The 20,433-nt window shown below is 71.6% G+C and carries 16 protein-coding genes; 5 read left to right on the top strand and 11 right to left on the bottom strand.

The features are described from left to right. The first annotated feature begins 35 nt into the window (after nt 1-35). Nucleotides 36-1,052, top strand: a complete 1,017-nt coding sequence (locus OIM89_RS25710; protein ID WP_264491651.1) for a LacI family DNA-binding transcriptional regulator — start codon at nt 36-38, stop codon at nt 1,050-1,052. Between the two features lie 51 nt (nt 1,053-1,103). Here OIM89_RS25710 and prcA read toward each other — a convergent pair whose 3' ends face one another. The 5 genes from prcA to arc form a co-directional block, all read right to left on the bottom strand. After that, nucleotides 1,104-1,916 carry a proteasome subunit alpha gene (prcA, locus tag OIM89_RS25705; RefSeq protein WP_030696509.1) on the bottom strand — a complete coding sequence of 271 codons (813 nt, stop codon included), beginning with the start codon at nt 1,914-1,916 and terminating at the stop codon, nt 1,104-1,106. Nucleotides 1,917-1,974: 58 nt separating this feature from the next. Then, complete coding sequence (gene prcB / locus OIM89_RS25700; protein ID WP_003947203.1) at nt 1,975-2,820, bottom strand: proteasome subunit beta; 846 nt, start codon at nt 2,818-2,820, stop codon at nt 1,975-1,977. A 234-nt stretch (nt 2,821-3,054) separates the two neighbouring features. After that, nucleotides 3,055-3,273 (bottom strand): ubiquitin-like protein Pup, encoded by a 219-nt coding sequence (locus OIM89_RS25695; RefSeq protein ID WP_003947204.1) that lies wholly within the window; start codon nt 3,271-3,273, stop codon nt 3,055-3,057. Nucleotides 3,274-3,416: 143 nt separating this feature from the next. Continuing rightward, nucleotides 3,417-4,928, bottom strand: coding sequence for a depupylase/deamidase Dop (gene dop / locus OIM89_RS25690; protein ID WP_030696510.1), 1,512 nt, complete (start codon nt 4,926-4,928; stop codon nt 3,417-3,419). Nucleotides 4,929-5,359: 431 nt separating this feature from the next. After that, entirely contained in the window at nt 5,360-7,126 is a 1,767-nt protein-coding gene (arc, locus tag OIM89_RS25685) for a proteasome ATPase (protein ID WP_003947206.1), read from the bottom strand. 254 nt (nt 7,127-7,380) lie between these two features. Between arc and OIM89_RS25680 the strand changes: the two genes are divergently transcribed. Beyond that, nucleotides 7,381-7,689 (top strand): ferredoxin, encoded by a 309-nt coding sequence (locus OIM89_RS25680; RefSeq protein ID WP_010636670.1) that lies wholly within the window; start codon nt 7,381-7,383, stop codon nt 7,687-7,689. A gap of 76 nt (nt 7,690-7,765) precedes the next feature. Here OIM89_RS25680 and OIM89_RS25675 read toward each other — a convergent pair whose 3' ends face one another. The 3 genes from OIM89_RS25675 to OIM89_RS25665 all read right to left on the bottom strand — a co-directional run bounded on the left by OIM89_RS25675 (nt 7,766) and on the right by OIM89_RS25665 (nt 10,818). Beyond that, nucleotides 7,766-8,371, bottom strand: coding sequence for a hypothetical protein (locus tag OIM89_RS25675; RefSeq protein WP_030696511.1), 606 nt, complete (start codon nt 8,369-8,371; stop codon nt 7,766-7,768). Nucleotides 8,372-8,606: 235 nt separating this feature from the next. Then, nucleotides 8,607-9,509, bottom strand: a complete 903-nt coding sequence (locus OIM89_RS25670) for a tRNA (adenine-N1)-methyltransferase (protein ID WP_151169972.1) — start codon at nt 9,507-9,509, stop codon at nt 8,607-8,609. 64 nt (nt 9,510-9,573) lie between these two features. Continuing rightward, a complete protein-coding gene (locus OIM89_RS25665) occupies nt 9,574-10,818 on the bottom strand; it encodes a site-2 protease family protein (RefSeq protein ID WP_047470025.1) in 1,245 nt (414 codons plus the stop codon). Between the two features lie 200 nt (nt 10,819-11,018). Between OIM89_RS25665 and OIM89_RS25660 the strand changes: the two genes are divergently transcribed. Beyond that, entirely contained in the window at nt 11,019-11,999 is a 981-nt protein-coding gene (locus OIM89_RS25660; protein ID WP_107049078.1) for a RecB family exonuclease, read from the top strand. Between the two features lie 16 nt (nt 12,000-12,015). Then, the gene (locus OIM89_RS25655; protein WP_030696514.1) at nt 12,016-12,693 is read left to right on the top strand and encodes a response regulator; all 678 of its coding nucleotides are present in this window, start codon (nt 12,016-12,018) and stop codon (nt 12,691-12,693) included. 80 nt (nt 12,694-12,773) lie between these two features. Here the strand turns inward: OIM89_RS25655 and OIM89_RS25650 are convergent, their stop codons facing one another. The 3 genes from OIM89_RS25650 to metH form a co-directional block, all read right to left on the bottom strand. Next, the gene (locus tag OIM89_RS25650) at nt 12,774-14,378 is read right to left on the bottom strand and encodes an ABC transporter substrate-binding protein (protein ID WP_030696515.1); all 1,605 of its coding nucleotides are present in this window, start codon (nt 14,376-14,378) and stop codon (nt 12,774-12,776) included. A gap of 502 nt (nt 14,379-14,880) precedes the next feature. Next, complete coding sequence (locus tag OIM89_RS25645; protein WP_238469915.1) at nt 14,881-15,582, bottom strand: HAD family hydrolase; 702 nt, start codon at nt 15,580-15,582, stop codon at nt 14,881-14,883. Between the two features lie 167 nt (nt 15,583-15,749). Further along, nucleotides 15,750-19,274: a methionine synthase gene (gene metH / locus OIM89_RS25640; RefSeq protein WP_264491650.1), complete on the bottom strand. Its 3,525-nt coding sequence runs from the start codon at nt 19,272-19,274 to the stop codon at nt 15,750-15,752. A gap of 321 nt (nt 19,275-19,595) precedes the next feature. Here metH and OIM89_RS25635 point away from each other — a divergent pair, with 321 nt between their 5' ends. Continuing rightward, on the top strand, nt 19,596-20,360 hold the full coding sequence (locus OIM89_RS25635) for an IclR family transcriptional regulator (protein WP_030696518.1): 765 nt from the start codon (nt 19,596-19,598) through the stop codon (nt 20,358-20,360). Nucleotides 20,361-20,433 lie beyond the last annotated feature (73 nt).

The raw sequence follows: 20,433 nt of genomic DNA, 5'->3' as shown, positions 1-20,433 counted from the left end.
ACCCCGTTCCGCCCTCCGGAGAGGACCCCGCCGCTTTGTCCGCCGCTTCCCGGCCCACCAGCAAGGACGTCGCCCGCGCCGCCGGGGTCTCGCAGGCCGCCGTCTCCCTGGTCCTCGGCGGCAAATGGCCGGGCCGGGTCTCGGCGGCCACCGCCGAGCGCGTCCGGGAGGCGGCCCGGTCCCTCGGCTACCGGCCGAATCTCGCCGCCCGCGACCTCCGGACCGGGCGGACCCGCACAGCCCTGCTGGTGGTGCCCGCGCTCACCAACGAGTTCTTCGCCCGGGTCCACGCGGGCGCCGCCTCCGTCGCCGCCGCGCACGGCTTCGGCGTCCTCCTCTACCCCTCGCCGGAGGGCACCGGACCGGCCACCGACCCGTTCGCCTCCGCGCCGGCCGCCCTCGACGGCGTCCTCGCCTCGTCGATGGCGGCCCAGGCGCTCAGCGGGATCGGGGCGGGCGCCCTGCCGCTGGTGATGCTCGACAGCGACCCGGCGACGGGGCCGGGCACCGCCACCGTCAACCTCGCCATCGCCGACGGTATGCGCCAGGCCGCCGGGCACCTGCTGGAGCTCGGCCACCGCGACCTCGTCCACCTCGCCGCCGACGTGGACTCCTGGACCTTCGAGATCCGCGCGGCCGCCCTCGCCGCCTCGGTGGCCGGGGTTCCCGGGGCCCGGCTCCGCACGCACCGGTGCGCGCTCGGCGTGACCGAGGCACAGGCCGCGGTGACCGCCCTGCTCACCGCCCCCGGGGAGCGCCCGACCGCCCTGGTCTGCGACGACGACCTGCTGGCCGCGGGGGCCTGCAAGGCGGCCCGGCGGCTGGGGGTGCGGGTCCCCGGGGAGCTGTCCGTCACCGGGTTCGACGACCTGACCCTGGCCACGGCCGTCGAGCCGGAACTGACCACGGTCACCCTGCCGGCCGAGGAGTTCGGCGCACGCGGGATGGCCGCACTGCTCACCGCGGTGGACGGCGGCACCCCGGCCGACGAGGAACTCCCCGTCACCCTCACCGTCCGCGGCTCCACCGGCCCGGCGCCCGCCCGGACATGACGGTGGCCCGCACCCGGCCCCGGTGAGGGCGGGTGCGGGCCACCGCTGGGTTCAGCTCTGCGAACCGGAGCCCGACGGGCCGTCGTCGCCCGGCAGGTCGGGGAGGTCCAGCTCCTCGTCCTCGTCCGCCGCCGAGGAGGCGGAGGCCGGGGAAGAGGTACCCGAGCCCTCCTCCAGGAGGCGGGCGAGGCGGGTGCCGACGATCCGCTTGAACTTGCGCCGCTGCGGCCTGGTGCGGTCGAGCACCGCGACCTCCAGCCGCTCGGCGGGGATCTCGCGCTCGCTGCCGTTGGTGTCGCGGGAGAGGGCGCTGACCGCCAGGCGCAGGGCCTGGGCGAGCGTCATCGTGTCCTCGTGGCGCTGGTCCAGGTAGGAGCTGATCTGCTCGGCGTTGCCGCCGACCGCGACCGAGCCGTGCTCGTCGACGATGGAGCCGTCGTGCGGCAGGCGGTAGATCTGGTCGCCCGAGGCGTCCTCGCCGACCTCGGCGACGACCAGCTCCACCTCGTACGGCTTCTCGCCGTTGCTGGAGAAGATGGTGCCGAGCGTCTGCGCGTACACATTGGCCAGGCCGCGCGCCGTCACGTCGTCGCGGTCGTAGGTGTATCCGCGCAGATCGGCGTAGCGCACGCCGCCGATCCGGAGATTCTCGTATTCGTTGTACTTACCGGCGGCGGCGAATCCGATCCGGTCGTAGATCTCGCTGAACTTGTGCAGTGCGCGGGACGGATTCTCACCGACGAACACAATGCCGTCGGTGTACTGGAGCACCACGAGGCTCCGTCCGCGGGCGATGCCCTTGCGGGCGTATTCCGCCCGGTCGGCCATGGCCTGCTGTGGTGAGACATAGAACGGCGTCGACACCGGCTATCCGTCCCTTTCTGTCGGTGACCCAAACAATCCAGGCGGCACGAGCCGCGCCCTACAGCAGTGCCGCACGCGGCCCGTCCGGCTCCTCCATGCGCCGCTCCAGCACTGCCCGCGCGACGTCGGAGATCTGCTCCTCCGTCAGCCGCCGGAAGCCGTCGTCGGTGATGACGGTGACGATCGGGTAGATCCGCCGGGCGACGTCGGGGCCGCCGGTCGCCGAGTCGTCGTCCGCGGCGTCGTAGAGCGCCTGGACGACCAGCGTGGTGGCCTGCTCCTCCGTCAGGTCGTCGCGGTAGAGCTTCTTCATGGACCCGCGGGCGAAGGTCGAGCCGGAGCCCGTCGCCGCGTACCCGTGCTCCTCGGAGCGGCCGCCGGTGACGTCGTAGGAGAAGATGCGGCCGCGCTCGCGGTCCACGTCGTACCCGACGAAGAGGGGGACCACGGCGAGGCCCTGCATGGCCATGCCGAGGTTGGAGCGGATCATCGTCGACAGGCGGTTGGCCTTGCCCTCCAGGGAGAGCGCGGCGCCTTCGACCTTCTCGAAGTGCTCCAGCTCCAGCTGGAAGAGCTTGACCATCTCCACCGCGAGACCGGCGGTCCCGGCGATGCCCACGGCCGAGTGCTCGTCGGCCGGGAAGACCTTCTCGATGTCGCGCTGGGCGATGACGTTCCCCATCGTGGCGCGCCGGTCGCCGGCGAGGACGACCCCGCCGGGGAAGGTGCTCGCGACGATGGTGGTGCCGTGCGGGGCCTGGACCACGCCCTGGACGGGCGGGAGCTGGCGGTTGCCCGGCAGCATCTCGGGCTGATGCTCCGACAGGAAGTCCACGAACGACGAGGACCCGGGCGTCAGGAAGGCAGCCGGCAGACGCCCGGTGCTACGAGTGATGGCTTCCACACGTTTCCTTCCGGATAGGCGGCGGCCTGACCCGAGCGCCGGGCGGTGCCCGACGTGCCGGTGGCCGAATAGCAGGTGAAGCACGTTACGCCAGGGACCCTACCCGCCCGGGGGCGGTGATCCACCTGGGATACGGGAGAAGACGGACAGCTCACGGGAGCCGCCGGTACGCAGCGGCGGGCGGCGTCCTGGACGCCGCCCGCGCGCCGGTGGAGGCCGAGGCCCCCGAGGGGGCTACTCGCCGCCCTTCTGGACGAATCCGCGGACGAAGTCCTCGGCGTTCTCCTCCAGGACGTCGTCGATCTCGTCGAGCACGGAGTCGACGTCGTCGCTCAGCGCCTCCTGGCGCTCCTTGAGCTCCTCCGAGACCGTTGCGTCCTCGGTCTGCTCCTCGGTCGTTTCCGCCGGACGATTCGCCTTCTGCTGTCCGCCGTCGCTGTCCTTGGCCGCCATCCGTACCTCACCCCGCTCGGTTCGATGTACTCGATGTACTTGATCAGACCCTACAAGTCGGGCCCTGATCCGGCGCGTCCTTAAAGTCCGGCCGGCCCGGGGCCCGCGGGCCCCGGATGGATCATTCCCGGTCGGCGGCGGTTTCAGCCGCCCGAGAGGGCCTGAACAAGTTCCTGTGCGGTACGGCACCGGTCCAGGAGCTGCCCGACGTGCTCCCGGGTGCCGCGCAGCGGCTCCAGGGTGGGCACCCGCTGGAGCGAGTCGCGTCCCGGCAGGTCGAAGATGACCGAGTCCCAGGAGGCCGCCGCCACGTCGTCCGCGTACTGCTCCAGGCAGCGGCCGCGGAAGTAGGCGCGGGTGTCCTCCGGAGGCTTGATCTGGGCCTCGGTGACGTCCCGCTCGTCCAGCAGCCGCTGCATCCGTCCGCGCGCGACGAGACGGTTGTACAGCCCCTTGTCCTGGCGCACGTCCGCGTACTGGAGGTCGACCAGGTGGAGCCGGGGCGCGTCCCACTCCAGCTGGTCGCGGCGCCGGTACCCCTCCATGAGCTGGCGCTTGGCCACCCAGTCGAGCTGGTCGGCGAGGCTCATCGGGTCGCTCTCCAGCTTGCCGAGGACGTCCTCCCAGCGGGCCAGCACGTCCCGGGTCTGCTCGTCGGCGTCGGCGCCGTACCGCTCCTCGACGTACTTGCGGGCCAGCTCGAAGTACTCCATCTGGAGCTGGACGGCGGTGAGGGTACGGCCGCTGCGCAGCGTGACGAGCTGCTGGAGGGAGGGGTCGTGGGAGACCTTGTGCAGGGTGCGGACCGGCTGGTCGACGGCGAGGTCCACGGCGATGAAGCCGTCCTCGATCATCGAGAGGACCAGCGCGGTGGTACCGAGCTTGAGGTAGGTGGAGATCTCCGAGAGGTTGGCGTCGCCGATGATCACATGGAGGCGGCGCCAGCGCTCGGCGTCGGCGTGCGGCTCGTCCCGGGTGTTGATGATGGGCCGCTTGAGTGTCGTCTCCAGGCCGACCTCGACCTCGAAGTAGTCGGCGCGCTGGCTGAGCTGGAAGCCGTGGTCCGAGCCGTCCTGGCCGAGCCCGACGCGGCCGGCGCCGGTGACGACCTGGCGCGAGACGAAGAAGGGTGTCAGGTGGCGCACGATGTCCGCGAAGGGGGTGTCCCGCTTCATCAGGTAGTTCTCGTGCGTGCCGTACGAGGCGCCCTTGTTGTCGGTGTTGTTCTTGTACAGGTGGATGGGCTGGGCGCCCGGCAGGCCGGCGGCCCGCTCGGCGGCCTCGGCCATGATGCGTTCGCCGGCCTTGTCCCACAGGACGGCGTCGCGCGGGTTGGTCAGCTCGGGCGAGCTGTACTCGGGGTGCGCGTGGTCGACGTAGAGCCGTGCGCCGTTGGTGAGGATGACGTTGGCCAGGCCGATGTCCTCGTCGGTGAGCTGGCTGGCGTCGGCGTTGTCCCGGGCGAGGTCGAAGCCTCGCGCGTCGCGCAGCGGGTTCTCCTCCTCGAAGTCCCAGCGGGCGCGGCGCGCCCGGTGCATCGCCGCCGCGTAGGCGTTGACGATCTGGGACGAGGTGAGCATGGCATTGGCGTTGGGATGGCCGGGGACGGAGATCCCGTACTCCGTCTCGATGCCCATTACTCGCCGTACGGTCATGCGGCCCTCCTTGCCCTGCGGCGCCCCCGGGCGGGGGCGGCGCTCAAGTTCCGCGGGTGCTCGCGGGTGCGCGTGCGGTGCCGTCCCCGCGCCGCGCGACCTCGGTGGTACCGACGAGCCTAGGGGGTGTCTTCGACGTCCCGTGCGGTGTCCGCGGTGTCCGGTGCGTGCTCTCGCCTCGCCGGGCGGAAGCTCTCGTACTGGGCGTACTCGGGCTTTCGCCCGGTGGGGCGAGAGTGCGTGCCGGGCGCCGTGGGCGCCGTGCGGGACTTCGAAGACATCCCCTGGAACGTCTTTGCGCTGGTGGGGAGTGATTGCGGGGTTTGCTCGGGGTGTGCCGCGGTGGCGGCGGGGAAAGCAGGCGGCTGCGGACGCCCGGATGGACGTCCGCAGCCGGCCCGTGGTGCTGAAGGAGCCTTGCAGGTACTGCCTTACAGGTACTGACCGGTGTTGGCCACCGTGTCGATGGAGCGCCCGGTGTCCGCGCCCTGCTTGCCGGTGACGAGCGTGCGGATGTAGACGATCCGCTCGCCCTTCTTGCCGGAGATGCGGGCCCAGTCGTCCGGGTTGGTGGTGTTCGGCAGGTCCTCGTTCTCCTTGAACTCGTCCACGCAAGCCTGGATGAGGTGGGAGACGCGCAGGCCCTTCTGCTGCTGTTCGAGGAAGGCCTTGATGGCCATCTTCTTGGCGCGGCCGACGATGTTCTCGATCATGGCGCCGGAGTTGAAGTCCTTGAAGTAGAGGACTTCCTTGTCGCCGTTGGCGTACGTGACTTCGAGGAAGCGGTTCTCCTCGGACTCGGCGTACATCTGCTCGACCACGGTCTGGATCATGCCGTGGACGGTGGCGTCCCGGTCGCTGCCGTGCTCGGCGAGGTCGTCGGTGTGCAGCGGCAGGCTGGACTTGAGGTACTTGGCGAAGATGTCCTTGGCGGCCTCGGCGTCCGGACGCTCGATCTTGATCTTCACATCGAGGCGGCCGGGGCGCAGGATCGCCGGGTCGATCATGTCCTCGCGGTTGGAGGCGCCGATGACGATGACGTTCTCCAGGCCCTCGACGCCGTCGATCTCGGCGAGGAGCTGGGGGACGATGGTGTTCTCGACATCGGAGCTGACGCCGGAGCCGCGGGTGCGGAAGAGCGATTCCATCTCGTCGAAGAAGACGATGACGGGAGTGCCTTCGCTGGCCTTCTCACGGGCCCGCTGGAAGACCAGGCGGATGTGCCGCTCGGTCTCACCGACGTACTTGTTGAGGAGTTCGGGGCCCTTGATGTTGAGGAAGAAGCTCTTCCCCGCGGGCTGCCCGGTCGCCTCCGCCACCTTCTTGGCGAGGGAGTTGGCCACGGCCTTGGCGATGAGCGTCTTGCCGCAGCCGGGCGGGCCGTAGAGCAGGACGCCCTTGGGCGGGCGCAGCTCGTGCTCCTTGAAGAGGTCCGGGTAGAGGTACGGCAGCTCGACCGCGTCCTGGATCGTCTCGATCTGGCTGCCGAGACCGCCGATCCGGGTGTAGTCGATGTCCGGGACCTCTTCGAGGACCAGCTCCTCGACCTCGCTCTTGGGGATGACCTCGTAGACGTATCCCGAGCGGGGTTCGAGCAGGAGGGCGTCGCCCGGGCGGATGGTGACGCCCAGGAGCGGTTCGGCGAGCCGGACCACGCGCTCCTCGTCGGTGTGGCCGAGAACCAGGGCGCGGTCGCCGTCCTCCAGGATCTCCTTGAGGGTGACGATCTCGCCGACGCTCTCGAAGGTCATGGCCTCGACCACGTTGAGCGCCTCGTTGAGCATCACTTCCTGGCCGCGGCGCAACTCTTCGAGTTCGACGCCGGGGCTGACGTTGACCCGGAGTTTGCGGCCGCCGGTGAAGATGTCTGCGGTGCCGTCCTCATTCGCCGTGAGGAAGACACCGAAGCCGGCCGGCGGCTGTGCGAGCCGGTCGACTTCTTCCTTGAGGGCCACGATCTGGTCGCGGGCCTCGCGGAGAGTGCTGGCGAGCCGCTCGTTCTGTGCGGACACGCCGGCGAGATTTGTCTGCAGCTCGACGATCCGCTCTTCGAGAATCCTCGTTTGGCGCGGAGAGTCGGCGAGCTTGCGGCGCAGGACGGCGATTTCCTGCTCAAGATAGGCGATCTGCCCGGCCGGGTCGTCGGACCCTCGTCCCGGGCGGATGCCGCGGTTGGTGTCGTCGTCGTGGGCTGCCACGGTCCTCACCTCCTCCAAGGGGAGCTGGACGCTTCCAGACCCTACCTGGGCGGGTGTCGGTTGAAACCCCTAGATCACAAAGACCTCGGGGTGTGTCCGATCTTCACCCTTGCGCTCTCCCTCACGTCAAGGCCATACCCACCCTCGGGCCGGGGAAAGCCGCCGGTTGTATCGTCGGGTTGTTCAACACCCGTCGGCGCCCCTTCGACCTGTCCCGGCCGGGACGGGTCCGGCGCCGGGAAACGGCAGGAGAGATGACGGTGCAGGAGGAGGCCGGGCCCGGCGCGGGCGAGGCGCTGGAGGTCTGGATCGACCAGGACCTTTGTACCGGTGACGGCATCTGTGTGCAGTACGCGCCCGAGGTGTTCGAGCTGGACATCGACGGCCTGGCGTACGTGAAGAGCGCCGACGACGAACTGCTCCAGCAGCCCGGGGCGACCACCCCGGTACCGCTGCCGCTGCTGCGCGACGTGGCCGACTCGGCCAAGGAGTGCCCGGGCGACTGCATCCACGTCCGCCGGGTCGCCGACCGGGTGGAGGTCTACGGACCCGAGGCGTCGTAGCCGGACGGTCCCGGTACGGGAACGGGCCCGCTTCCACCGGCTGGTGGGGGCGGGCCCTTCGCGTGGTGCGGCGGGGTCAGGCGCCGGCCGACCGCGCGGGGTCGGAGCGGAGGAACGCCTTGCCGCTCCACCGCCAGGTGACGTTCTCCTCGGTGTCGGGGCAGCACCGGGGTATGTCCACCGAGGAGTAGCCGAGCAGGGTCGCGCGGACCACGCCGTCGCGGACGGCGAAGTTGTCTATGCTCCGCTGTTCGAGCGGGTCGAGGAGGGTGGCGACGACGCGGGGCGGCGCCTTCGGGTCCTGGCCGGCGGTGAGGACGTAGACGGCGCGCGGCGGGGTTCCCGAGCCGGCGTCGCAGTGCACGACCGCGACGGTCTCGGGGGCGCGGTCGCCGTCGAGGTCGCCCTCGGCCTCGTCCTGGACGACCGCGTCGGCGGGACCGCAGTCGAGGGGGAAGTCGGCGCCCTCCGTGCCCGGGGCGGCCGGCGGGGGCGCGGGGCGGGACTCCTTCGCGGGGCCGGGGTCGGCGGGCGCGGCCTGGGCCGCGGGCTGCGCGGTGGCCGGTCCGGGCTGGAGGAGGCCGGTCAGTGCGACGACGGCGGAGACGGCGGCGGCCGTGGCGACCCAGTGGAGGGGCCGGGCGCGCGTGTGGGCCAGTTCCGGGACGGCGGGGTGCTGCACTAGGAGGATCTCCCGTGAGGGCTGTGCCGGTGGGGTTGTCGGCATGGTGCCACACGTCACACGGCCTGGGAACGGCGGGGTCAGGACGGGTGCGGCGGGGCCGTCCGGGTGACGCCCCGTCGGGAGGGCGGAGGGGGCCGTCCGGGTGAGGCGCCGGGACCACCCGTACGCGTGACGCCGCCGCCCGGTACGCGGGGTGCGTACCGGGCGGCGGCGTACGGGGTGGTGCGGCGGGTCAGCGCGGGGTGCCGCCGTCGGCGTTGGGACCGGAGTAGTCCTCGCCGTAGGCGCCCTTGGCGGGGCGGCGCCTGCGCATGGGGGGCTCGACCCCGTCGGCGAGGCGGCGGGCGGTGAGGAGGAAGCCGGTGTGGCCGATCATCCGGTGGTCCGGGCGGACGGCGAGGCCCTCGATGTGCCAGTTGCGGATCATCGACTCCCAGGCGGTCGGCTCGTTGAAGCAGCCGATCTCCCGGATGGACTCGACGGTGCGGGCCAGCTGGGTCGTGGTCGCCACGTAGCAGCAGAGGATGCCGCCGGGGACCAGGGCCTTGGAGACGACGTCCAGGCACTCCCAGGGGGCGAGCATGTCGAGGATGACCCGGTCGACCTCGGTGTCGGAGAGGTTGTCCTGGAGGTCGCCCACCGTGAGCTGCCACGCGGGGTGGGGTCCGCCGAAGTACCGCTCGACGTTCTGCCGGGCGATGTCGGCGAAGTCGGCGCGGCGCTCGTAGCTGTGGAGCATGCCCTGGTCGCCGACGGCGCGCAGCAGGAAGCTGCTGAGGGAGCCGGAGCCGACACCGGCCTCGACGACGCGGGCGCCGGCGAAGATGTCGGCGAAGGCGAGGATCTGGCCCGCGTCCTTCGGGTAGACCACGGCGGCGCCGCGGGGCATGGACAGGACGTAATCGGGGAGCAGGGGGCGCAGAGCGAGGTAGGCGACGTTTCCCGTGGTGCGGACAACGCTGCCCTCGGGAGCACCGATCAGCTCGTCGTGGGGGAAGGAACCCTTGTGGGTGTGGAAGTTCTTCCCTGCTTCGAGCGTGAAGGTGTAGTGGCGTCCCTTGGGGTCGGTGAGCTGGACCTGGTCCCCGACTTCGAAGGGCCCGCGACGGCGGGCGGCACCGGTCGGTTCGGACATGTGACCAGCCTACCGGGCGTGGGGCGGGGCCCCCGACCACGCCCCCGGGGGCCGGCCGGCGGGGTCAGCTGCCGGGCCGGGCCATCGCCTTGACGAAGGCGCGCTCGACGTCGGAGGCGGCCAGCACGCCGTAGACGGCGCCGTCCTCCTCGACCACCAGGTACTCGCTGGCGGGGTGGGCGCGGAGTCGTTCCAGCAGTTCCTCGCCGGCCAGCTCGGCCGCGACCCGGGTGCCCTCGGTGATCTCCTGGGCGAGGCCGCCGACCGCCACCCAGGGCCTGCGGTGCTCGGGGACACCGACGATGGCGGCCTCACGGACCAGGGAGACGGGGTCGCCGTGCGGGTCGACGACGACCAGGGCGCGGGCGCCGGCCTCGTTGGCCCGGCGCAGCGCCTCGGAGAGCGGGGTGGCCTCCTCGACGGGGACGGCGCGGCGGGTCAGTGCGCGGGCGCGCAGGTCGGGCAGGTGCTCGCGGAGGCGGGCGACGCGCAGGCTGTTGCCGGCGCCGGTCCAGATGATGGCGGCGAGGATGGCGGCGAGGAGCGCGTCCATCACCGTGTCCATGCCGTCGACCTCCTGGCCGGCGCCGCCGAGGGTGCCGGTGTGGGTGAGCAGCGGCAGGCCGATGAGGACGGCGACGGCGAGCACCCGGCCGACCCAGGCGGCGGCGACGGTGCCGCTCATCGGCTTGCCGGTGAGCTTCCAGACGACGGCGCGCAGCATCCGGCCGCCGTCGAGCGGCAGGCCGGGCAGCAGGTTGAAGACGGCGACCAGGAGGTTGGAGATGGTGAGGCCGGCGATCAGGACGCCGGGGACGGTGCCGGGCTCGACCAGGTCCAGGGCGAGGTAGAAGGCGCCGCCGAGGACGAGGGAGAGCAGCGGGCCGACGAAGGCGAGGAGGAACTCCCGGCCGGGGGTCTCGCTCTCCTTCTCGATCTCGGAGACGCCGCCGAAGAACTGGAGCTGGATGCGGCGCACCGGCAGCTTCTGGCGCAGGGCGACGACGGTGTGGGCCAGTTCGTGGACGAGGACCGAGGCGTAGAAGGCGACGGCGAAGAAGAGGGAGACCAGGTAGCGGGCGCCGCCCAGTTCGGGCAGGACCCGGTCGAGCTGGCCGCCGAAGACCCAGGTGATGAGGGCGGCGACCAGGAACCAGCTGGGGGCGACGTAGATCGGTACGCCGAAGAAGCGGCCCATGAGCAGGCCGCCGCCCGGTTCGCGGGGCCGTTCGGGCGCCTTGCCGGGTCCGGGGGCGCCGGGGCGGCCGTCGCCTTCGGGCCGGCGCTTCTGGCCGCCGCTTTCGTCCACGGTGATCCCTCAGTCCCCTTGTGCGTTCCGTCTCTCCCGGTGTCCCCTGGACGACGGCCGGATGGTGCCGATCATGCAGGGCGGGAGGGTCTGGCGTCGATGGTAAGCGGAGGGCAGGCGGCCGTGGGCTGCGGCTCTCCCCGCTCGCGGCGGTCCCCGGCGGGTCCGCGCCGTCGGCCCGGGGCCGTAGGGTCGGGGTCATGGAGACGAGGACGGACGCGGAACCGGTGGGCACGGCGGGCGGGACGGGTGCCGAGCCGCCGGTGACCGGCGCGGAGCAGGCCGAACCGGCGGCCGGGGCGGCGCCCGGCGAGCGGCGCAGGCCGCCGGTGTCGCTGTCGCCCTCGCGGGCGAGTGACTTCATGCAGTGCCCGCTGCTGTACCGCTTCCGGGTGATCGACCGGCTGCCGGAGAAGCCCAGTCCCGCGGCGACCCGGGGCACGCTGGTCCACGCGGTGCTGGAGCGGCTCTTCGACGCCCCGGCCGCCGAGCGGACGGCGCCGCGCGCCAGGGGGCTGCTGCCGGGCGAGTGGGAGCGGCTGCTGGCCGAGCGGCCCGAGCTGGCGGAGCTGTTCTCCGGCGAGGAGGGCGAGGGAACCCCCGGCGAGCGGCTGGAGCGGTGGCTCGGTGAGGCGGAGCGGCTGGTCGAGCGGTGGTTCACGCTGGAGGACCCGACGCGGCTGGAGCCGGCCGAGCGGGAGCTGTTCGTCGAGGCGGAGCTGGAGTCGGGGCTGCGGCTGCGCGGCATCATCGACCGGGTCGACGTGGCGCCCACCGGCGAGGTGCGCATCGTGGACTACAAGACGGGCAAGGCCCCGCGCCCGCAGTACGCCGAGGGCGCGCTCTTCCAGATGACCTTCTACGCGCTGGTGGTGTGGCGGCTGAAGGGCGTGCTGCCCCGCCGGCTGCAACTGGTCTACCTGGGCAGCGGCGAGGTGCGGACCTACGACCCGGTGATGGCGGACCTGGAGCGGGTGGAGCGCAAGCTGCTGGCGCTCTGGGAGGCGATCCAGGAGGCGACCAGGACGGGCGACTGGCGCCCGAGGCCGTCGAAGCTGTGCGGCTGGTGCGACCACCAGGCGGTCTGTCCGGAATTCGGCGGGACTCCCCCGCCGTATCCCTTGCAGGTGCACCTGCCCGGGTCGCGCGAGCCCGAGCAGGGCAGAATGAGCCCGTCCTAGCCGAAGGGGAGATCACGTGGCCATTCGCGTCCTGCTGGTGGACGACCAGCCACTGCTGCGCACCGGATTCCGGATGATTCTGGAGGCCGAGCAGGATGTCGCGGTCGTCGGGGAGGCCGGTGACGGGCTCCAGGCCCTCGACCAGGTACGGGCGCTCCAGCCCGACGTGGTGCTGATGGACATCCGGATGCCCCGGATGGACGGGGTGGAGGCGACCCGGCAGATCACCGGGCCGGAGCGGGACGGGCCGGCCAAGGTGCTGGTGCTGACCACCTTCGACCTCGACGAGTACGTGGTGGAGGCGCTGCGGGCGGGGGCCAGCGGCTTCCTGCTGAAGGACGCGCCCGCGCACGAACTGGTGCAGGCGATCCGCGTGGTGGCCTCGGGTGAGGCGATGCTGGCCCCGAGTGTGACGCGCCGTCTGCTCGACAAGTACGCCGAACACCTGCCCTCGGGCGAGGAGCCGGTGCCGGACACGCTGCACACCCTCACCGACCGGGAGGTGGAGGTGCTGAAGCTGGTGGCGCGGGGGCTGTCCAACGCGGAGATCGCGGCGGACCTGTTCGTCAGCGAGACGACGGTCAAGACCCATGTGGGGCACGTGCTGAACAAACTGGGGCTGCGCGACCGCGTCCAGGCGGCGGTCTACGCCTACGAGAGCGGTCTGGTGCGGCCGGGCGCGTCCGGGCAGTAGCCGCTTCCGCGCCCGGTACGACGGCGGCCGCCCGCCCCCTGAAGGGGTCGGGCGGCCGCCGTCGTGCGGGGGGGCGCCGGTCAGCTGCTGACGCCGCGGTCCAGCTCCCAGAGCTGGATGTTGGAGGAGGAGTCGAGGGCCCACTCGACGCCGGTGATGTCGTCGCGGGCGGCGACGTACTGCTTGCCCTGCCAGAGCGGGAGGACCGGGACGTCCTGGGCGACGATGTCCTGCATCTGCTTGATCGGGTCGGCGGCCGCGGAGCGGTCGGCCTCCCGGCGCGAGGCGGGGATCAGCTTGTTCTGGATGTTCTTGTTGTTGTACGGCGAGGACAGGAAGTTGTCCTTGTCGAGGAAGGGCGCGAGGAAGTTGTCGGCGTCCGGGAAGTCGGGGAACCAGCCCATCCCGAAGACCGGGTAGTCGCCCTTGACCTGCGCGGCACGGTACTTGTCCCAGCCGGTGCCCTTGACGTCGGTCTTGAAGAGGCCGCTCGCGTCGAGCTGGCGGCTGATCTCCTTGAACTCGGCCTCGGTGCCCTGGCCGTAGTGGTCCGTGGTGTAGTTCAGCGTCAGCTCGACGGGGGTGTCGATGCCCGCCTGCTGGAGCGCGGCCTTGGCCTTCGCCGGGTCGGGCTGCTCGCCGTACTGGTTGAAGAACGAGTTGGTGTGCCCGGTGATGGTGGTGGGCACCAGCGAGTACAGCGGCTCGGCCGCGGTGCCGTAGACCTTCGAGGTGAGGGTGCCGCGGTCGATGAGGTAGCCCATGGCCTGGCGTATCGCCTTGTCGGCCTTGGGGTCGTCGGTGTTGAAGCCCAGGTAGCGGATCTCCAGGCCGGGCATCTCGACGAGACGGATCTTCTCGACCTGGTCGCCGGTGTACTTCTTGATCTGCTGCGGCGAGATCGTGCGGGTCATCAGGTCGACCTCGCCGCTCTCCAGCGCCTTCCCCATGGTGTCGGGGTCGGCGAAGGAGCGCATCACGACCTTCTCGTTCTTCAGCTTCAGGCTGCCTTTGTACTCGGAGTTGGCACTGAAGTTGAGCTTGACGACCTGGTTGTCCTCGACCTCGGTCTGCACGCTGTACGGGCCCGAGCCGGAGACGTCGAAGCCCTTGCGGACCTTGTCGGCCGGGTAGTCGGCCTCGTTGACGATGCCGGCGGCGGGGGTGGCGAGCTTGTAGGGGAAGGTCGCGTCGGGGCTGTGGAGGTGGAAGACGACCTCGCGCTCGCCCCGGGTCTCGACGGTGTCGATGTTGGCCAGCAGGCCGACCGGGCCGTTGCTGTCCTTGATGCGCAGCGTGCGGTCGATCGAGTACTTGACGTCCTCGGCGTTCAGCTCGTCCCCGTTGGAGAAGGTCAGGCCCTCGCGGAGCTTGCAGCTGTACCGCTCGTTCCCGGCGTCGGTGAAGGAGCAGGTCTCGGCCGCCTCGGGCACCGGCTCGCCACCGCCGCGGGGCAGGGTCACCAGGGTCTGGATGGTCTGGCGGAGCACGTTCCAGGCACCGGCGTCGTAGGCGGAGGCCGGGTCGAGGGGGGCCGGGGCGTCCTGGGAGGCGGCGAACCGGTCGGTGGTGCCGACGACGATGGCGTCGCCGCCCTGGTCCGCGCCGTCCGATCCGCCGCAGGCGGCGAGTACGGGGGCGAGCAGGCCGACGACGGCCGGCAGCACCAATGTCTTGCGGTTCATGCGCGCAGTTCTCCACAGCAGTCGATCTCACGTCTGCCCGCGGCTGAGGGGTGGGGCCGGGGCGGCGCGAGGGGGTATGGCGATGTTCTCGCGACGACATTAGACCGCTTGTGCCAGTACCTCAGAATGCGGCCGGAGTTGGGGACAATCACGCTGCGGAACCGGGTGCGGACGCACCGAATTCCCGCCGCGGGGAAGCTTTTCCGCACGGGTCCACCAATCGGGACACATGGGCACCACGCGGCCGGGAAGAAAACGGACGTCCACACAGGTTCTCCACGGCGTCGAGAGCGACACGCGTGAGAAAGGTCACCTGAACCGGGTGAGATCGGGCACGCCCGGCGCCCGTGCGGGCGCCGGGCGGGTACCCGTCCTCACCGGTAGGGATACGGAGCGTGACCGCCTTGCGGACACCGGCGGGAATTCGCCTTTCCGGCCGGGGAATTCACGCCGGAGCCCCTTTCTCGGGCGGTCGGGCATTTCCGCGGACGGCGGTTTCCGGTCAGTGGATTCCCGTCATCATGCCGTGCAGAAAGGGCATGTCGATCTCTTCGAGGGTGGTGACGATCCGCCGGCCGGGCATGGCCCGCACGGGCGCGACCGAGGGCACGGCGATGACCTGACAGCCCGCCGCCTCCCCCGCCGTGACGCCGGTCTCGGTGTCCTCCACCACGGCGCAGCGGGCCGGGTCGACGCCCAGCCCGCGCGCGGCGAGCAGGTACGGGTCGGGGTGCGGCTTGGTCCGCTCGACCTCGTCCCCGGCGACGGTGAGCGCGAAGTGCTCGTGGCCCAGCGAGGTGAGGACCCGGTCGATGATGCGCCGGTGCGAGGCGGAGACCAGGGCGGCCGGGATGCCGTGGTGGGCCAGCGCCTTCAGCAGGCGGGCGGCTCCCGGCATGAGCGGCAGGGTGGAGCCGAGCCGGCGCTCGAAACGGTCGTTGAGCAGCAGGCTGACCTCCTCCAGGGTGATGTCGGCGCCGGTGGCGTCGATGAGGAAGCCGGCGCTGCGGCTCATCGGCCCGCCGACCACGACGTGGCGCCAGGACTCCTCCAGCCGGTGCCCGAGGGAGGCGAAGACCTCGACCTCGGCCTCCCACCAGAAGCCCTCGGTGTCGACGAGGGTGCCGTCCATGTCCAGGAGGACGGCCTGCAACGTGGAGCCTTCGGCCGAACGGGTACCGCTGCGGGGAACCGTACTGGTCACCTGCGTACCTCCTAGGGGACTCGAAGGCCGGGTGCGGGCCGTCCGCCGGGCGCCCGGAGGCGTCGCGGCGGGCGGCTCCCACCCGGCCTGGACAGGGCCGACCAGTGTACGGCTCCGAGCGCCCCGCCGCCTCAGGACGGGGCCGCACCGGTGCGCCGGAGAAGGGCTCAGCGCGCGTTGAAGTACTTGGCCTCGGGGTGGTGGATGACGATCGCGTCGGTGGACTGCTCGGGGTGGAGCTGGAACTCCTCCGAGAGGTGCACGCCGATCCGCTCGGGCCGGAGCAGGTCGGCGATCTTGGCGCGGTCCTCCAGGTTCGGGCAGGCACCGTAGCCGAGCGAGAAGCGGGCGCCGCGGTACTTCAGGGCGAACATGGACTCGACGTCCACCGGGTCCTCCCCGCCGAAGCCCAGCTCGGCGCGGACGCGGGCGTGCCAGTACTCGGCGAGGGCCTCGGCGAGCTGCACGGACAGGCCGTGGAGTTCGAGGTAGTCGCGGTAGGAGTTGGCGGCGAACAGCTCGGCGGTGGCCTCGCCGATGCGGGAGCCGACGGTGACGACCTGGAAGCCGACCACATCGGTCTCGCCGGACTCCTCCGGGCGGAAGAAGTCGGCGAGGCAGAGCCGCTTGCCCCGGCGCTGGCGGGGGAAGCTGAAGCGGGTCCGCTCGTTGCCCGCGTCGTCCAGCACGATGAGGTCGTCGCCCTTGCTGACGCAGGGGAAGTAGCCGTGGATGACGGCGGCTTCGAGCAGGTTCCTGGTGTGCAGCTCGTCCAGCCAGCCGCGCAGCCGGGGGCGGCCCTCGGTCTCGACCAGTTCCTCGTAGCTGGGGCCGTCGCCGGCGCGGTTCTGCTTCAGGCCCCACTGGCCCTTGAAGAGGGCGCCCTCGTCGAGCCAGGAGGCGTAGTCCTTGAGCGGGATGCCCTTGGCGACGCGGGTGCCCCAGAAGGGCGGGGTGGGGACGGGGTTGTCGGTGGCGGTCTCGGAGCGGACCGGGCCCTCCTCGCGCTCCTCGGTCACCGTGGCGGAGGCGGTGGCCCGCACCCTGCGCTGCTTCAGCTCGGGGAGGGTGGCGCCGGGGACGCCGCGCTTGACGGCGATGAGGGCGTCCATCAGGCGCAGGCCCTCGAAGGCGTCGCGGGCGTAGCGGACCTCTCCCTCGTAGATCTCGTGGAGGTCCTGCTCGACGTAGGCGCGGGTGAGGGCGGCGCCGCCGAGGATGACGGGGTAGCCGGAGGCCAGGCCGCGCTGGTTCAGCTCCTCCAGGTTCTCCTTCATGATCACCGTGGACTTGACGAGGAGTCCGGACATGCCGATGACGTCGGCGCGGTGCTCCTCGGCCGCCTCCAGGATGGCGGAGACGGGCTGCTTGATGCCGAGGTTGACGACGTTGTAACCGTTGTTGGAGAGGATGATGTCGACGAGGTTCTTGCCGATGTCGTGGACGTCGCCGCGGACGGTGGCGAGCACGATGGTGCCCTTGCCCTCCTCGTCGCCCTCGGTCTTCTCCATGTGCGGTTCCAGGTGGGCCACCGCGTCCTTCATGACCTCGGCGGACTGCAGGACGAAGGGCAGCTGCATCTGGCCGGAGCCGAAGAGCTCGCCGACCACCTTCATGCCGTCCAGCAGGGTGTCGTTGACGATGTCCAGGGCGGGCCGCTCGGTCAGCGCCTCGTCCAGGTCCTCGTGCAGGCCGTTCTTCTCACCGTCGATGATGCGGCGCTTGAGCCGCTCGTCCAGCGGGAGGGCGAGGAGTTCCTCGGCCTTGCCGGCCTTCATCGACCTGGTGTCGACGCCCTCGAAGAGCTCCAGGAACTTCTGGAGCGGGTCGTACCCCTCGGCGCGGCGGTCGTGGATGAGGTCGAGGGCGACCTTGACGTGCTCCTCCTCCAGCCGGGCGATCGGCAGGATCTTGGAGGCGTGCACGATCGCCGAGTCGAGCCCGGCCTTGACGCACTCGTCCAGGAAGACGGAGTTCAGGACGATGCGGGCGGCCGGGTTGAGGCCGAAGGAGATGTTGGAGAGGCCCAGCGTGGTCTGCACGTCGGGATGGCGGCGCTTCAGCTCGCGGATCGCCTCGATGGTGTGCACGCCGTCCTTGCGGGACTCCTCCTGACCGGTGCAGATGGTGAAGGTCAGGGTGTCGATGAGGATGTCCGACTCCTGGATGCCCCAGTTGCCGGTCAGGTCCTCGATCAGCCGCTCGGCCACGGCCACCTTGTGCTCGGTGGTGCGGGCCTGGCCCTCCTCGTCGATGGTCAGCGCCATCAGGGCCGCGCCGTGCTCCTGGGCCAGCGCGGTGACCTTGGCGAACCGGGAGTCGGGGCCGTCCCCGTCCTCGTAGTTGACGGAGTTGATGACGGCGCGTCCGCCCAGCTTCTCCAGCCCGGCGCGGAGCACGTCGACCTCGGTGGAGTCCAGGACCAGCGGCAGCGTGGAGGCGGTGGCGAACCGCCCGGCCAGCTCCGCCATGTCGGCGACGCCGTCGCGGCCCACGTAGTCGACGCAGAGGTCGAGCAGGTGGGCGCCCTCGCGGATCTGCTCGCGCGCCATCTCCACGCAGTCGTCCCAGCGGCCCTCCAGCATCGCGGTGCGGAACTTCTTGGAGCCGTTGGCGTTGGTCCGCTCGCCGATCGCCAGGTACGAGGTGTCCTGGCGGAACGGCACCGTCTGGTAGAGCGAGGCTGCGCCCGGCTCGGGGCGCGGGTCCCGCTCGCCGGGAACGGCTCCGCGCACGCGCTCCACGACCTGGCGCAGGTGCTCGGGGGTGGTGCCGCAGCAGCCGCCGACCAGGGACAGGCCGTACTCGCGGACGAAGCCCTCCTGGGCGTCGGCCAGCTCGGAGGCGGTCAGCGGGTAGTGCGCGCCGTCCTTGCCGAGGACCGGCAGACCGGCGTTGGGCATGCAGGAGATCGGGACGCGCGCGTGGCGGGCGAGGTGGCGCAGGTGCTCGCTCATCTCGGCGGGGCCGGTCGCGCAGTTCAGGCCGATCATGTCGATGCCCAGGGGCTCCAGGGCGGTGAGCGCCGCGCCGATCTCCGAACCGAGCAGCATGGTGCCGGTGGTCTCCACCGTGACCGAGACGATGACGGGCAGGTGGGTGCCGGTGGCCTCCAGGGCGCGGCGGGCACCGATGACCGAGGCCTTGGTCTGGAGCAGGTCCTGGGTGGTCTCGACCAGCAGCGCGTCGGCCCCGCCGGCGATCATTCCCTCGGCGTTCCGCTGGTAGGCGTCGCGCAGGGTGGCGTACGGGGCGTGGCCCAGGGTCGGCAGCTTGGTGCCGGGGCCCATCGAGCCGAGCACCCAGCGCTGCTGACCCGTCTCGGCGGTGAAGCGGTCGGCGCTCTCGCGGGCGACCCGGGCTCCGGCCTCGGAGAGCTCGAAGACCCGCTCGGGGATGTCGTACTCCCCCAGCGCCGCGTGGTTGGCGCCGAAGGTGTTGGTCTCGACGCAGTCGACCCCCACCGCGAAGTACGCGTCGTGGACGGAGGTCACGATGTCCGGCCGGGTGAGGTTGAGAATCTCGTTGCAGCCTTCGAGCTGCTGGAAATCGTCGAGGGTCGGGTCCTGCGCCTGGAGCATCGTGCCCATCGCCCCGTCCGCGACCACCACCCGGGTGGCCAGTGCTTCGCGGAGGGCGTCCGCGCGGGCGGCGGCGGAGAGTGCGGTCCGATGGGTCGGCGACGAGGCCATGAGAATGCTCCCTGAGTGCGACGGCTGTCGGCTTTGCGCCTCCGGTGCCGAAGGCGCACGCGGTCAGCGTAGCCGCCGGGATCGCCTCCCGGGGTGGACGTCCAGGGTCCGGACCTCGAGCCCTGGGGGAGCGGGGCGCGCACCGGGGTGAAGATGCCCGCGCGGACGGGCCGGGGACGGGCGTGTCGGGGCGTGGCGGAAAATCGCCGGGGGCAACCGTGGTGAAGGCGTCCACACGTTGGCTCACGGTCGGCCAAGGCCGCTAGTGTTCAGCATTGTCGAATGGCCGCATCGGCACACGGCCTCAGGAAGGGACCACGGATGGCACGGAACATCCAGTCGCTGGAGCGGGCCGCGGCGATGCTGCGGCTGCTGGCGGGGGGTGAGCGGCGGCTCGGGCTCTCCGACATCGCCTCGACGCTCGGCCTCGCCAAGGGCACGGCCCACGGCATCCTGCGCACCCTCCAGGCGGAGGGTTTCGTCGAGCAGGAACCGGCCTCGGGCCGCTACCAGCTCGGCGCCGAACTGCTGCGCCTGGGCAACAGCTACCTGGACGTGCACGAGCTGCGGGCCCGGGCGCTGGTCTGGACGGACGACCTCGCGCGCTCCAGCGGCGAGGCGGCCTACCTCGGAGTCCTGCACCAGCAGGGCGTCCTGATCGTGCATCACGTCTTCCGGCCGGACGACTCGCGGCAGGTCCTGGAGGTGGGCGCGATGCACCCGCTGCACTCCACGGCGCTCGGCAAGGTGATCTCCGCCTTCGACCCGGTGGCCCACAGCGAGGTGCTGGAGCGCGACCGGGAGTCCCTCACCGACCGCACCGTGACCGAGGCGGCGGCCTTCGAGGAGGTGCTGGACCTGACCCGGGCCCGGGGCTGGGCGCTGGACCTGGAGGAGACCTGGGAGGGCGTGGCCTCGCTGGCGGCCCCCGTCCACGACCGGCGCCGGATGCCCGTGGGCGCCGTCGGCGTGACGGGCCCGGTGGAGCGGCTCTGCCCGGACGGCGCCCCGCGCACCGAACTGGTGACGGCGGTCCGCGACTGCGCCCGGGCCGTCTCCCGGGATCTGGGCGCCGGGCGGTTCTGACCCCGGCCGGCCCGTCGCCCCCTCACCGCCCGGCCGATTCGTGGCGTTCTCGCCCCCGGCCGGGCTTTTGTCA

This window comes from Streptomyces sp. BI87, assembly GCF_025957665.1.
GTDB lineage: Bacteria > Actinomycetota > Actinomycetes > Streptomycetales > Streptomycetaceae > Streptomyces > Streptomyces albidoflavus.
The sequence above is the reverse complement of the archived record's forward strand: the minus strand, read 5'-3'. Positions and strand labels throughout refer to the sequence as shown.

Excerpts from the sequence above, each read along its gene's own strand:
- OIM89_RS25695 (WP_003947204.1), bottom strand. The coding sequence starts at position 3,273 with ATGGCGGCCAAGGACAGCGACGGCGGACAGCAGAAGGCGAATCGTCCG.
- dop (WP_030696510.1), bottom strand. The coding sequence starts at position 4,928 with ATGACCGTACGGCGAGTAATGGGCATCGAGACGGAGTACGGGATCTCC.
- OIM89_RS25680 (WP_010636670.1), top strand. The coding sequence starts at position 7,381 with ATGACGGTGCAGGAGGAGGCCGGGCCCGGCGCGGGCGAGGCGCTGGAG.
- OIM89_RS25670 (WP_151169972.1), bottom strand. The coding sequence starts at position 9,509 with ATGTCCGAACCGACCGGTGCCGCCCGCCGTCGCGGGCCCTTCGAAGTC.
- OIM89_RS25660 (WP_107049078.1), top strand. The coding sequence starts at position 11,019 with ATGGAGACGAGGACGGACGCGGAACCGGTGGGCACGGCGGGCGGGACG.
- OIM89_RS25650 (WP_030696515.1), bottom strand. The coding sequence starts at position 14,378 with ATGAACCGCAAGACATTGGTGCTGCCGGCCGTCGTCGGCCTGCTCGCC.
- metH (WP_264491650.1), bottom strand. The coding sequence starts at position 19,274 with ATGGCCTCGTCGCCGACCCATCGGACCGCACTCTCCGCCGCCGCCCGC.
- OIM89_RS25635 (WP_030696518.1), top strand. The coding sequence starts at position 19,596 with ATGGCACGGAACATCCAGTCGCTGGAGCGGGCCGCGGCGATGCTGCGG.